This is a genomic window from Flavobacterium psychraquaticum (assembly GCF_034497725.1).
GTDB classification, from domain to species: domain Bacteria; phylum Bacteroidota; class Bacteroidia; order Flavobacteriales; family Flavobacteriaceae; genus Flavobacterium; species Flavobacterium psychraquaticum.
The window spans coordinates 169849-182690 of sequence record NZ_JAXKVR010000026.1 but is presented as its reverse complement, the minus strand read 5'-3'; the positions used below and the strand labels follow the sequence as shown (position 1 = coordinate 182690).

The following is a 12842-nucleotide window of genomic DNA, read 5'->3' as shown; positions in this document are numbered from 1 at the left end:
TTCGTTTAATTTAGAGCCAACATTCTTTGAATGGGAATCAAGGCTTTTTCAATTATATGAGGTTCCAATTTTACTTCCGGACTTTCATCGCGTAAGCAATTGTATAATTTTTCTAAAGTATTTAATTTCATAAACGCACATTCGCTACAAGCACACGTATTATCTTCTTTTGCAGGTGCTGGAATTAATGTTTTTTCAGGATTATCCTGTTGCATTTTGTGTAAAATTCCAGCTTCAGTAGCGACAATAAATATATTTTGGTCGGATTCTTTAACATAATTAATCATTCCAGAAGTGGAACCAATATAATTAGCAACTTGTAAAATATGCGTTTCCGATTCCGGATGTGCGATAATTTGTGCTGTTGGATATTTTTTATGTAAATCGATTAATTTTTCCAATGAAAACGCTTCGTGCACAATGCAAGATCCTTCCCAAAGTACCATTTCTCTTCCGGTTTCGGTAATTAGATATTTTCCTAAATTTTTATCAGGTGCGAAAACAATTGGCTGATCTTCCGGAATAGAAGCAATCACTTTTTTGGCGTTCGAAGACGTGCAAACGATATCGGTTAAAGTCTTCACTTCAGCCGAACAATTGATGTAAGTTACAACAGTATGATTCGGATATTTCGATAAAAATTGCTTAAAATCTTCAGGCGGACAACCATCGGCTAGCGAACAACCTACATTTTCATCAGGAATCAATACTTTCTTGGTTGGATTTACAATTTTGGCCGTTTCAGCCATAAAATAAACGCCTGCAAAGACGATAATATCCGCATCAGTTGTGGAAGCTTTTCGCGATAATTCTAAACTATCTCCAACAAAATCCGCAATGTCTTGAATGGCTTTATCTTGATAATAATGGGCCAATATCACAGCATTTTTTTCTTGTTTTAAAGCGATTATTTTATCTTGAAGTGTTTTCATAGAAGATGGTTTTGTCTTTTATTTAAGTAAATTTTTTTACAATTTTAGGAAAGTTCCACCCGAATTATACGTGTCAATTAATTCTTGAAGTGATGTCTCTTTTAATGTTTTCTTTAAATTTTCGCGAACGGGTTTGTATTTATGGTGAAACGGACAAGGTGATTTATCCGAGCATTCGTGCAATCCTAAAGCACAACGATCAAATAAATCGTTTCCGTCAATCGCTTTTACAATTTGTTCTAATTTAATTAACTCAAATTGCGATTTTTCAATTTCAAATCCGCCACCGTTTCCTTTAATAGAATTAATGATGTTCGATTTTACTAAACGTTGCAAGATTTTTCCTGTAAAAGGTTCAGGAGATTCAATTTTCCTAGCGATTTCCTTAATACCACAACGATTGCCATCAGAAGATTCTGAAGCAATATAAATCGCAGCTCTTATGGCATATTCGCAAGTTTTCGAAAACATAATTGAAATTTAAAACAAAGTTACGTTTTTTACTTCATCGAAATATGACTTTGGTCATACTTGTAGCGAAATCTGTTGTTTTTAGAGGTTTAGAATCGGGTAGTGGTGCAATTGTATTTTGATAATATCTAAAATTTTGAATATAAAACGGTTTGGTATAATTTGAATTGTCTAAATCTTGAATCATTGCTAAAACAGCTTCTTTATTTAATAATGATGAATGAAAAGTAGTTCTAATTTCAAACGGAATTGTTCCATTTTCAACTAATAATTTCAGACTCTCTTTAAAACTTCCGTAAGCATTTAAATGAGCAATTTTTTCAAATTTTTCCTTCGGACCTTTGAAATCCATCGCGACATAATCAATTAAGTTCTGCTCTAATAAAGTTTTTAAAACCAGTGGTTTACTTCCGTTAGTGTCAATTTTTACTTTAAATCCCATTGCTTTAATGGTTTGAACTAACGGCAAGATGTTTTGATGAATTAAACATTCGCCTCCGCTTAGCACAACAGCATCTAAAAGGTTTTTCCGGAGTTTTAAAAACGAAAAGATTTCGGAAAAAGACACTTGTCCTTTCCCGAAAACTATTTCTGGATTGTAGCAGTAATCACATTTCATATTGCAACCCGAAAACCATAAGATACAAGCCGTTTTATCTGGATAATCTAATAAAGTAAACGGACTGATGCTATGAATTGCTTTTTTGTTATGCCATTCCATCGGTACATTCTCTAAAATGAGTGCGTTGTTTGTGCTCTCCTTTTTTACCAATATTAAAACTTTCAACAGGTCGATGATAGCCCATAACTCTGGTGTAAACCAAACATTTGGTTCTTTTTTCAGGGTTTAAAAGCAATGCTTCAGTGGTTTGTGTTTTCATAATTATTTATATTTAAGGTTTCTAGTATCTCTTCGTCGCATTTTGGGCAAAATTCGTGTTCGCCGTTTAAATAGCCGTGTTTTGGGCAAACGCTAAATACAGGCGTTACTGTTATATAAGGTAATTTGAAGTTGGTAATTACTTTTTTAACAAAGTTTCTACACGCTTCAATGGAACTTAATTTTTCATTCATATACAAGTGTAAAACCGTTCCGCCGGTATATTGGCATTGCAATTTGTCTTGTAATAATAAGGCTTCAAACGGATCTACGGTGAAATCTACTGGAATCTGTGAACTGTTTGTATAATAAATATTTTCACCGGATCCGGCTTGAATAATATCGGCAAAACGTTTTTTATCTTCCTTGGCAAAACGATAGGTTGTTCCTTCGGCAGGAGTGGCTTCTAAGTTGTAAAGGTTGCCAGTTTCTTCTTGATAAGCACGCATTTTCGTACGGATAAAATCCAGTATTTCCGTCGCGAATTCCATTCCAAAAGCAGAAACTATATTTTCTTTATCATCGGTGAAATTCTGAATCATTTCGTTCATTCCGTTCACGCCGATGGTTGAAAAATGGTTTCTAAAATGCTGTAAATAACGTTTGGTATACGGAAATAATCCGCGGTCATACATTTCTTGAATGAAGATGCGTTTCTTCTCTAAAGTTGATTTCGAAAGGTCTAATAAACGATCTAAATCGGCATATAATTGTTCTTTATTTCCTTTGTTCAAATAACCTAATCTTGCCATATTTATAGTAACAACACCAATACTTCCGGTCATTTCGGCACTTCCAAATAGTCCGTTTCCTCTTTTTAGTAATTCACGTAAATCGAGTTGTAATCGGCAACACATACTTCGTACCGCATTTGGTTTGTATGCATTTGGATTTTCTACTTTATTCCCATTTTCATCATAATTATATTGACTTCCGATAAAATTTTGGAAATAAGAAGAACCGATTTTTGCTGTATTTTCGAATAGAATATCTGTGTTTTTTCCATACCAATCAAAATCTTCGGTAATATTCACCGTTGGAATAGGAAAAGTAAACGGTTGGCCATGCGCATCACCTTCCGTCATAACGGTATAATAGGCTTTGTTGATCATATCCATTTCATTTTGAAAATGTTCGTAACGCATTTCCGTAAGGTCTGAAATTCCTAATTCTTTTGCTTTTTGAATAGTATTTTCATCGGTAATTCCTTTGAATAAATGCTGATCGCCTCTAGTTGGAATTTGCACTTTTAAATCATCGGGAACCACCCAATCTAATGTGATATTTGTAAAAGGCGATTGTCCCCAACGTGCCGGAACATTCAAATTATAAACAAAACTTCTGATGGCTTTCAACACCTCTTCAAACGATAAATCATCTTTAAAAACGTAAGGTGCCAAATAGGTATCAAACGAACTAAAAGCCTGAGCTCCGGCCCATTCACTTTGTAAAATTCCTAAGAAATTTGCCATTTGACCTAATGCTTCTCTAAAATGATTCGGAGGTCGACTTTCTACGCGACCACGAACGCCATTGAAACCGTCATTTAACAAAACGCGTAAACTCCAACCTGCACAATATCCCGTTAAACAATCTAAATCGTGCACGTGAATGTCGCCATTTCTATGGGCATAACCTTCTTCTTTCGAATAGACTTTATCTAACCAATAATTTGCAATTATTTTTCCGGCTACGTTATTTACTAAACCCGCATTGGAGTAGGAAGTATTTGCGTTGGCATTAATTCGCCAATCGGTTTGATGAATATATTCTTCAATAGTTTGGGTGCTGTCTACATAAGTGGTGTCGTCATTCAAACCTAAAACGTGTTCCCTTTGCATTTTTCTAGTGTGACGGTAAATCATAAATGAACGCATCACTTCGAAATGACTGTATTCAAATAATACTTTTTCAATGGAATCTTGTATGTCTTCGACTGCTAAAGTATCGCGATGATTTAATAACAATAAAACGGCTTCTGTTACTTTTGGATTATACGTTTCAGAAACACTGTTAAACGCTTTTTGGATGGCTTCTTCTATTTTGAAAGTTTCAAATGGTAAGTATTTTCCATTCCTTTTGATTACAAATTTGTCCATAGTGTAGAAATTTAATTGTGCTATGGAACAAATGTAAAAATTAAAAAGACTTTTTAGTCTTGTTTGAATAACAAGTAATCAACAAATTAGCTGATGTTTTTGTTGATAAGTTTTAAAGTCTGATTTTTAGCGGATTATAAGAATACCGAATTGCATCAGTTTAGCGACGGTAATTATTTTAAATAAAAAACTCCCAAGTTGCCTTGAGAGTTAAATTGTTTGTGTTATGAATTTTTACTTAATAATTCACATATTCTGTAATTTCCAAACCGTAGCCAATCATTCCCACACGTTTAGTAGGAGCAGAGCTGTTAGAAAGTAATTCAATTTTCGTAATATCTAAATCGTGCAAAATTTGGGCACCAATTCCAAAATCTTTGGTATCCATTTTTATTTGTGGGGCTCTCATTTCGCCTTGACCTTGCAAGACTTTCAATTCGCTAATACGATTTAATAATTCCAAAGATTTCACTTCCTGATTGATAAAAACAATTGCACCTTTTTCAGCTTCGTTGATTTTACGGAAAATATCTTCTAATTTTTTATCGTTACCGCTCGTTAACGTTCCTAAAATATCGTTGTTAACTTGGGTTGTGTTAATTCGTGTTAAAACGGGTTCGCCCGCGTTCCAAGTTCCTTTGCTCAAAGCAATATGAACTTGTTTGTTTGTAGTTTGTAAATAAGCACGCATTCTAAACGTTCCAAAACGAGTTTCGATTTCAAAATCTTCTTTCTTTTGGATTAGACTATCGTGTTGCATTCTATAAGCTACTAAATCTTCAATAGAAACTAATTTCAGATTGAATTTTTTAGCTACTTCTACTAATTGTGGTAAACGTGCCATTGTTCCGTCTTCGTTCATAATTTCAACGATTACGCCAGCAGGTTTGAATCCGGCTAATCTTGCGAAGTCAATTGCTGCTTCGGTATGTCCGGTTCTTCTTAGAACGCCACCTTGTTTAGCAATTAAAGGGAAAATATGGCCAGGACGTGCTAAATCAAACGGTTTTGTTTCAGGATCGATTAATGCTTCAATTGTTCTAGATCTGTCTGCTGCGGAAATTCCGGTTGTTACCCCATTTCCTTTTAAATCGATAGAAACAGTAAAAGCTGTTTCCATGTGATCGGTATTATTTCGAACCATCGTATGTAAATCTAATTCTTTACAACGCGATTCTGTTAATGGAGCACAAATTAAGCCTCTTCCGTGTGTTGCCATGAAATTAATCATTTCTGGTGTTACCTTTTCGGCTGCAGCCAAGAAATCACCTTCATTTTCTCTATCTTCATCATCTACTACTATGATAACTTTTCCTTGACGGATGTCTTCAATAGCTTCTTCGATGGTATTTAGTTGTATGTTGTTTGACATGGAGTTAGTTGTTGTCTTTAGTTTTTGATAATTTATTATATATATATTTTATTGGATCCGTAATCCAATCGAAATTGACCATAATTCCAATATCATTTGTAGCTCTATAAGTTAAAAATACCGCTAATGGAATTAAAACGATTGATGACATTGCTGAGCCTAATAGAGGAGAAATTGTATCTTCTTGCGCCAATTTTCTTCCTAAGGTATTAATGAAATGGAAGGTTATAAAAACAAGCATTGCAAATACAATTGGCAATCCTAAACCACCTTTTCTAATGATAGCTCCTAGTGGTGCTCCAATAAAAAACATTAGTAGACATGAGAAGGCAATTACGAATTTTTCATACACCGCTAACCAATGTAAATTAATGTTTTTCGCTTTGTAATCTAAATCCAAATTACTGTTTTCAATACTAATTTCCATACTTGCTAAATTATTTTTAGCAGCCTCAAATATTCTTAATTGCTCTGACGGTGCAAAATAACTCAATAAATCTTCTGAAAATTTTGTTTTTTTTACCGGACTAACAGGATTTCTTAAAGGAAATTCTGCACTTATAAAATTGTCGTTTCTCGAGGTAATATTATCGGCAAAAGAAAGTAATTCTTTGTTGTAATTTCTATCGAGAGAGTCAATAGTATATATTAATTCTGAAACTGTGAGCATTTTTTCTGATGTAATATCTCCATCGTCCATTTGGCCTTGATTTAATTTTGTCAAATCTATATTTACTACATATTTTTTAAAACTACTTTTTGCGAAAGGCAGTCCTTTGCGATCTTCATATTTTTTTGGATGAATATCCTCATAATAATGACCGTCATATAGTTCAAGTTGAAGATAATTCGAATCTTCTTCACTTGTTAACAGACCTCTTTTTGCTTTGATAATTGTATTGGCACCAAGACCCATACTATTATTTTTGACGTGCATAGTAACGCCTGTTAATATTTCGCCACTTTTACCTGATTTTTTATCTACTTTAATATTTGAAGTTCCGATGGTATTAAACTGACCTTCTGCAATTGCCATTGCTGGACTTTGCTGCACAATAGTTTTTCTAAGATTTATGAATTTATATTGTGCATCTGGAATAACATTATTAGCGAAAAAGAAAGAGACTAAACTTAAGATTCCAATTGTTATGGTAAGCATTTTCATAGCTCTTTGAAGGGAAATTCCTGAAGATTTCATTGCCGCAAATTCATAATTTTCTGCAAAACTCCCAAATGTCATAATGGCTGCTAAAAGTACCGAAAGAGGTAAAACCATTGGAACAATTGTAGGCGCATAGAAAGAAAGGAATTTTAAGATAGTAAAAATATCCAAGTCTTTGCCTGCTAATTCAGCAATGAAAAGCCAAATTCCTTGTAAAACGAATATAAAAAATAAGATTACAAATACCGTAGTAAATGTAATCATATAAGATTTAATTATGTATTTATCTAAAATTTTCACCCGAACTTTTTTAGTCTAATTTATTGATGTAATAATTAGGATATTTTGATTTTGTAAAGGTAAAATGATTTTTGGATAATGGCTGATTTGTTTTAAAAGAATTAACAGTTAAAGTCGTCTTCGAGCCATTTTTTCCAACTTCAATAACGTTATAGATATGTTTTGTTTGCGTATCAATACCTATAAGTATTTCTTTACGCGTATCTTTTGTGCTATTTGGTATTAATTTTATGTATTGAATTTTTCGTCCTTTTATATTTTGGGGAATATCCCAAGCAAATTTATACCCCGAATTAAAGAAAGTAAGCATTTTATTAGGCGTTATTGCTTTATCATCTGAAGCATCAAAATTCTCAATCGTTATTTCTTCGTCTTCAGGAACAATAGTGTATACTTTTTTGCCATCAAATATTTTAGTTATACCCATAAAATTCAAATGATATAAATTACCATCTAAAGCTACATTTCCGTTGCTTTCTTGGTTAATCTTTTCCGCTGGATTACTTATCGAATATTTAAAGTCAATTACGATATTAGTATAAGACTTCACCTTTGCTGATACTTCATCTAAAAGTTCTTTTGCTTTTTTTGCATCTTGAGCCTGAGTTGATAATCCGATAGAAAGTAAGAATAATACACTTAAAATACGTTTCATTTTGTTTTTATTTTTGTTCATTATTTAAAAAATGTTCGAGAGAAACTAAATCAGGAACTAAAACTGAACGGGCTTTGCTTCCTTCAAAAGGTCCGACAATTCCAGCGGCTTCTAATTGATCAATTAACCTACCAGCTCTGTTGTAACCTAATTTTAGTTTTCTTTGTATTAAAGAAGCACTTCCTTGTTGTGCGGTAACAATAACTTCTGCAGCATCTCTAAACAAAGTATCTCTTTCGGATATGTTTACATCAAGTTTTATGCCACTTTCTTCTCCCACATACTCAGGAAGCAAATAAGCTTCAGGATATGCTTTTTGTGCACCAATAAAATCACAAACCTTTTCTACTTCTGGTGTATCGATAAAAGCACATTGTACACGAACAATTTCATTTCCTTGTGTATACAACATATCGCCACGACCGATTAATTGATCCGCTCCGCCTGAATCTAAAATAGTTCTAGAGTCAATTTTAGATGTTACTCTAAAAGCGATACGCGCTGGGAAGTTGGCTTTAATCATTCCCGTAATAACGTTTACAGAAGGGCGTTGCGTAGCAATAATTAAGTGAATTCCGATGGCACGAGCTAACTGCGCTAAACGCGCAATAGGCGTTTCCACTTCCTTACCAGCGGTCATAATTAAGTCGGCAAACTCATCAACTACCAATACAATATAAGGTAAGTAGCGGTGACCGTTTTCCGGGTTTAATTTACGATGTTTGAATTTCTCGTTGTATTCTTTAATATTTCTAACCATTGCATCTTTTAATAATGAATAACGGTTGTCCATTTCAATACATAACGAATTTAAAGTATTGATTACTTTAGTATTATCCGTAATAATTGCATCACCACCATCGGGTAATTTTGCTAAATAATGACGTTCAATTTTGTTGAAAAGTGTAAGTTCAACTTTCTTTGGATCAACCAAAACAAATTTTACTTCAGCTGGATGTTTTTTGTACAATAATGAAGTTAATACTGCATTTAATCCTACCGATTTTCCTTGTCCAGTTGCTCCAGCCATCAACAAGTGAGGCATTTTTGATAAATCTACTACGAAAGTTTCATTTGAAATAGTTTTTCCAAGCGCAATAGGTAATTCCATTTCAGCGGTTTGAAATTTAGGTGAAGCAATCACACTTTTCATAGAAACCATCGTTGGATTATTATTTGGTACTTCTATACCAATAGTTCCTTTACCAGGAATAGGGGCAATTATACGAATACCTAAAGCCGCTAAAGACAAAGCAATATCGTCTTCCAAATTTTTAATTTTCGAGATACGAATTCCTGCTTCTGGTACAATTTCATATAAAGTAACGGTTGGACCTACAGTTGCTTTAATTTGAGAAATTCCGATGCTGTAATTTTTTAAAGTATCTACAATTTTATTTTTGTTTTCTTCTAATTCGGCTTGATTAATTGTAATTCCGCCAGAAGAATACTCTTTTAATAAATCAATAGGAGGAAATTGGTAGCGTGATAATTCTAATGTTGGATCAAATTCACCAAAATCTTGCACCATTCGTGCGGCTAAATTTTCTTCTATAACCTCTTCTTCGGCAACTTTTTCAATCACAAACGCGTCTTCATTTACAAATTCTTCTTTTGGAACTGATTTGTCTTCAATAGAGAAATTGGTAACTAATGGCGTTTGTTCTTTTGGTTTTGATTCTAAACTTAATTCTGATGACTTTGAAATAGTTGGCTTTAAAGCTTCTTTATCAATTTCAAATGAACTAGGATAGGTTTTTAACTCAAAATTACCCAGTTCTTCTTCATCTTCTTTTAAAATAAAATCTTCATTTTTATGGTGATCTAAAGCAGTCGATAGGTTACTATCGTTTGCAGGTATTATAGTTGTGTTATTTTGATTAGCATCTTCTGTTTTTAAGTTATCCTTAAAAGAACTGGTAGATTTTTCAAAAATAGAAGCTATAGCGTCGGGAGAAATTTTTATTTTAAAAATTAAGAAAATTACCACTCCAAATAAAAGTAATAGTAAAGTTCCTGTTTTACCAATATAATCTTGTATAAATAAATTCATTTCAAAACCAATTGTACCGCCTAGCTGTGGGATTACATTCCAAAAGAATCCTAGTAAAATTGACCCAATAATGATTATAAATAAATCCCAAAAGAAACTTTTTTTCAGTTTTCCTAAAGCCATATCTAAAATTAAATAGGCTCCCATTAAGAATAAAATTCTAACGAAAATGAATGAAGTAACTCCAAAACCTTTGTACAAGAAAAAATCAGCTACATAAGCGCCAATTTTACCTAACCAATTTTCAGTTTTTGCAATTCTATTTCCTAATTCAGATACTTGGCTTTGATCTATATTTCCAGTAAAAAAGTAGGAAATAAAGGACAGAAGCAGGGCTAAAGCAGAGAAAATAAGTAAAACACCAACAATAAACTTTTGTTGGCGATTTATTTTTATTGAAAACTTATGATTAGTATTTTCGTTTGCTGTATTTGCAGCGTCTTTTGAGTTTTTTTTAGCCATTTAAGCGGAACTATTTTTACAAAAATAGCTTTTTTAAAATAAATATGGAAAATAAATAATGCAACCAACAGCAATTGCTGTCATTGCTGCGAAAAAAACGGCACCAGCAGCAATATCTTTTATGAACCCAATTCTTTCATGGTATTCAGGATGTATAAAATCAGCTATTTTTTCTACCGCAGTATTTAAACCTTCCACAGCTAAAACCAATCCAAAAACCAGAATTTGAAACATCCATTCAAATCGGGTAATCCCAAAGTAAAATCCTGCAATGATCATTAACAAAGCTAACGACGATTGCACCATTACACTGTGTTCGGTTGTGATTAATTTGATAGCACCTTTTAGAGCAAAGCCCATACTTTTTAGTCTTCCGGTAAAAAGTGTTTCGTCTTTTTCGAATTTCATATTATAATACAGCTAAAGCAGCTTCGTAATTAGGTTCGTCTGCAATTTCACCAACTTGTTCGGTGTGTAAAATAGTCCCATTTTCATCAATAACAATTACTACACGAGAATGTAATCCTGCTAAAGGACCATCCGTAATTTCTAAACCATAGTTTTTACCAAAACTACCTTCTTTAAAATCAGAAAGGTTAATTACGTTTTCTAAACCTTCTGCGCCACAAAAACGTTTTTGAGCAAATGGTAAATCTCTAGAAATACATAATACTTTAGTGTTTTGCATTGCACTAGCTTTTTCGTTGAATTTGCGAACAGATGCTGCACAAGTTCCCGTGTCTATACTTGGGAAAATATTTAAAACAACTCTTGAACCTGAAAAATCAGCTAAAGTAGAAGTTCCTAAATCTGTATTTACTAAACTAAAGTCTACTGCTTTTGTACCTACTTTTTGTAAGTCTCCTGAAGTGTGAATTGGATTTCCACCTAATGTTATTGTTGCCATTGCTTAATTTTTAAGATAACAAATTTAAAAAATTTAATTCAATAATGTTGTATGAAAATCTTAAGATTAAATTATTTTTCCTTTTATTAAAACCAAGTTTAATGTATTTGCGTAAATGCAATTATAACTTTAAAAATAGTAAAATGAAAACTCAAAAAATTTTAGCTACAGGATTAGTAGCATTCGGATTATTCTTTAGTGTATCAACTTTTGCACAATCAAAAGAAAAAACAGTTGAAGTAGGAGGAGCACCAATGTATCCAAGTAAAAACATCGTGGAAAATGCAGTTAATTCTAAAGATCACACTACTTTAGTTGCTGCTGTAAAAGCTGCTGGATTAGTAGATGTATTAATGTCTGATGGACCATTTACTGTTTTTGCACCAACAAATGCGGCTTTTGATAAATTGCCAAAAGGAACTGTGGAAACTTTATTAAAACCAGAAAATAAAGGAATGTTAACCACGATCCTAACTTACCACGTTGCAGCGGGAAAATGGAGCGCAAAAGATATTATGGATGCTGTTAAAAAAGGAAAAGGAAAGTATACTTTTAAAACTGTTAGTGGTGACTCATTAACTGCTTGGATGAAAGGAAAAGACCTTTATATTACAGATGAAAATGGCAATAGTGCGAAAATTACTATCGCTGATGTAAATCAAAAAAACGGTGTAATTCACGTTATTGATTCAGTAGTTATACCAAAAGCGTACTTATGAATGGTTAAAAATTAAAGAATTACTAATAAGAAATGCCTACTTAAGTAATTTAGGAAAGCATTTTTTAATTAAATATTAAGATCATTATATTCACTTAAAATATTAATATCTTGATATTTCAGGACTAAACAATATTACAAAAGAAAAACGACCAGTTATTGGTCGTTTTTCTTTTTTTTATCGCTGTTCATTAATAGCATCACGGCACCAATCAAACCTACAATTACAAGTCCGAAAATTGCAACCATAATAAATGCTCCGCTGCCCCAAGAATAAAGTGGTAATAATAAATTTGCCATAGTTATAAAGGTTAGAATTTTAACAAATATAATGATTAACAAATGTTAATTAACTGATAATTATCATATAATTACTCTAAAAACCTTGCTTTTAGTTCTGCTGTAGGAAGTAAGCAATTATCTTTTTTACCATACCATTTATAGCGGTTAGCAGCTACATAATCATATAAATTATCTCGTAAACCGGCAGGTAAAATTTTAAAAATATTTGCTAAAATGAAAATTCCACTTAGTCCTTTTGCTATTTCAATCGCTGCTGAAGATTTATAAAAATAGGCAATTCCCGGCTCATACAGCACAATACTATCAATTTCTTGATCACTAATTCCAATATGCTTCAAAATGTTTTGGCCTATTTCCGATTGTAAAGCAGCAAATCGAAAGGTATCTTTTTTATCGTGCTTTATGATGTATTGTACAGAAGCATCGCACAAATTGCAAACGCCATCAAATAATATTATTTTTTTATTTTCAGGTAAATTATTCATTGCTGTTATTTAAAAGTAGAATTAAATTCAAAAACTTGAAATT

14 protein-coding genes are annotated in these 12842 nt (G+C 32.6%); 1 reads left to right on the top strand and 13 read right to left on the bottom strand.

Features of this window, described 5'->3' with window-relative positions:
- Positions 1-5: 5 nt before the first annotated feature.
- The 11 genes from nadA to tpx form a co-directional block, all read right to left on the bottom strand.
- On the bottom strand, positions 6-932 hold the full coding sequence (gene nadA, locus T1L09_RS05895; RefSeq protein WP_322550031.1) for a quinolinate synthase NadA: 927 nt from the start codon (positions 930-932) through the stop codon (positions 6-8).
- A 36-nt stretch (positions 933-968) separates the two neighbouring features.
- The gene (locus T1L09_RS05890; RefSeq protein WP_322550030.1) at positions 969-1403 is read right to left on the bottom strand and encodes an RrF2 family transcriptional regulator; all 435 of its coding nucleotides are present in this window, start codon (positions 1401-1403) and stop codon (positions 969-971) included.
- 34 nt (positions 1404-1437) lie between these two features.
- Positions 1438-2124, bottom strand: coding sequence for an anaerobic ribonucleoside-triphosphate reductase activating protein (locus tag T1L09_RS05885; protein ID WP_322550029.1), 687 nt, complete (start codon positions 2122-2124; stop codon positions 1438-1440).
- Positions 2111-2284: an anaerobic ribonucleoside-triphosphate reductase gene (gene nrdD, locus T1L09_RS05880; RefSeq protein WP_322550028.1), complete on the bottom strand. Its 174-nt coding sequence runs from the start codon at positions 2282-2284 to the stop codon at positions 2111-2113. Before nrdD ends, T1L09_RS05885 begins: the two co-directional genes overlap by 14 nt.
- Positions 2265-4382 (bottom strand): ribonucleoside triphosphate reductase, encoded by a 2118-nt coding sequence (locus T1L09_RS05875; protein ID WP_322550027.1) that lies wholly within the window; start codon positions 4380-4382, stop codon positions 2265-2267. Before T1L09_RS05875 ends, nrdD begins: the two co-directional genes overlap by 20 nt.
- A gap of 238 nt (positions 4383-4620) precedes the next feature.
- Entirely contained in the window at positions 4621-5754 is a 1134-nt protein-coding gene (gene ribB / locus T1L09_RS05870) for a 3,4-dihydroxy-2-butanone-4-phosphate synthase (protein ID WP_322550026.1), read from the bottom strand.
- Positions 5755-5758: 4 nt separating this feature from the next.
- Positions 5759-7180, bottom strand: a complete 1422-nt coding sequence (locus T1L09_RS05865) for an LptF/LptG family permease (protein WP_422718462.1) — start codon at positions 7178-7180, stop codon at positions 5759-5761.
- Positions 7181-7226: 46 nt separating this feature from the next.
- A complete protein-coding gene (gene lolA1 / locus T1L09_RS05860) occupies positions 7227-7871 on the bottom strand; it encodes an outer membrane lipoprotein periplasmic chaperone LolA1 (protein ID WP_322550024.1) in 645 nt (214 codons plus the stop codon).
- Between the two features lie 7 nt (positions 7872-7878).
- Positions 7879-10386: a DNA translocase FtsK gene (locus tag T1L09_RS05855; RefSeq protein WP_322550023.1), complete on the bottom strand. Its 2508-nt coding sequence runs from the start codon at positions 10384-10386 to the stop codon at positions 7879-7881.
- Between the two features lie 33 nt (positions 10387-10419).
- Complete coding sequence (locus T1L09_RS05850) at positions 10420-10794, bottom strand: diacylglycerol kinase (protein ID WP_322550022.1); 375 nt, start codon at positions 10792-10794, stop codon at positions 10420-10422.
- 1 nt (position 10795) lies between these two features.
- Complete coding sequence (gene tpx, locus T1L09_RS05845; protein WP_322550021.1) at positions 10796-11293, bottom strand: thiol peroxidase; 498 nt, start codon at positions 11291-11293, stop codon at positions 10796-10798.
- 143 nt (positions 11294-11436) lie between these two features.
- On the opposite strand from tpx, the gene T1L09_RS05840 reads away from it, so the two are divergent.
- Positions 11437-12012, top strand: coding sequence for a fasciclin domain-containing protein (locus tag T1L09_RS05840; RefSeq protein ID WP_322550020.1), 576 nt, complete (start codon positions 11437-11439; stop codon positions 12010-12012).
- A gap of 155 nt (positions 12013-12167) precedes the next feature.
- Here the strand turns inward: T1L09_RS05840 and T1L09_RS05835 are convergent, their stop codons facing one another.
- Together T1L09_RS05835 and T1L09_RS05830 are read right to left on the bottom strand one after the other, a co-directional pair.
- Positions 12168-12311, bottom strand: a complete 144-nt coding sequence (locus T1L09_RS05835; protein ID WP_322550019.1) for a hypothetical protein — start codon at positions 12309-12311, stop codon at positions 12168-12170.
- 71 nt (positions 12312-12382) lie between these two features.
- Positions 12383-12799 carry a thiol-disulfide oxidoreductase DCC family protein gene (locus T1L09_RS05830; RefSeq protein ID WP_322550018.1) on the bottom strand — a complete coding sequence of 139 codons (417 nt, stop codon included), beginning with the start codon at positions 12797-12799 and terminating at the stop codon, positions 12383-12385.
- Positions 12800-12842 lie beyond the last annotated feature (43 nt).

Coding starts and splice junctions, on each gene's coding strand:
- nadA (WP_322550031.1), bottom strand. CDS start 932: ATGAAAACACTTCAAGATAAAATAATCGCTTTAAAACAAGAAAAAAAT.
- T1L09_RS05890 (WP_322550030.1), bottom strand. CDS start 1,403: ATGTTTTCGAAAACTTGCGAATATGCCATAAGAGCTGCGATTTATATT.
- T1L09_RS05885 (WP_322550029.1), bottom strand. CDS start 2,124: ATGGAATGGCATAACAAAAAAGCAATTCATAGCATCAGTCCGTTTACT.
- nrdD (WP_322550028.1), bottom strand. CDS start 2,284: ATGAAAACACAAACCACTGAAGCATTGCTTTTAAACCCTGAAAAAAGA.
- T1L09_RS05875 (WP_322550027.1), bottom strand. CDS start 4,382: ATGGACAAATTTGTAATCAAAAGGAATGGAAAATACTTACCATTTGAA.
- ribB (WP_322550026.1), bottom strand. CDS start 5,754: ATGTCAAACAACATACAACTAAATACCATCGAAGAAGCTATTGAAGAC.
- T1L09_RS05865 (WP_422718462.1), bottom strand. CDS start 7,180: ATGATTACATTTACTACGGTATTTGTAATCTTATTTTTTATATTCGTT.
- lolA1 (WP_322550024.1), bottom strand. CDS start 7,871: ATGAAACGTATTTTAAGTGTATTATTCTTACTTTCTATCGGATTATCA.
- T1L09_RS05855 (WP_322550023.1), bottom strand. CDS start 10,386: ATGGCTAAAAAAAACTCAAAAGACGCTGCAAATACAGCAAACGAAAAT.
- T1L09_RS05850 (WP_322550022.1), bottom strand. CDS start 10,794: ATGAAATTCGAAAAAGACGAAACACTTTTTACCGGAAGACTAAAAAGT.
- tpx (WP_322550021.1), bottom strand. CDS start 11,293: ATGGCAACAATAACATTAGGTGGAAATCCAATTCACACTTCAGGAGAC.
- T1L09_RS05840 (WP_322550020.1), top strand. CDS start 11,437: ATGAAAACTCAAAAAATTTTAGCTACAGGATTAGTAGCATTCGGATTA.
- T1L09_RS05835 (WP_322550019.1), bottom strand. CDS start 12,311: ATGGCAAATTTATTATTACCACTTTATTCTTGGGGCAGCGGAGCATTT.
- T1L09_RS05830 (WP_322550018.1), bottom strand. CDS start 12,799: ATGAATAATTTACCTGAAAATAAAAAAATAATATTATTTGATGGCGTT.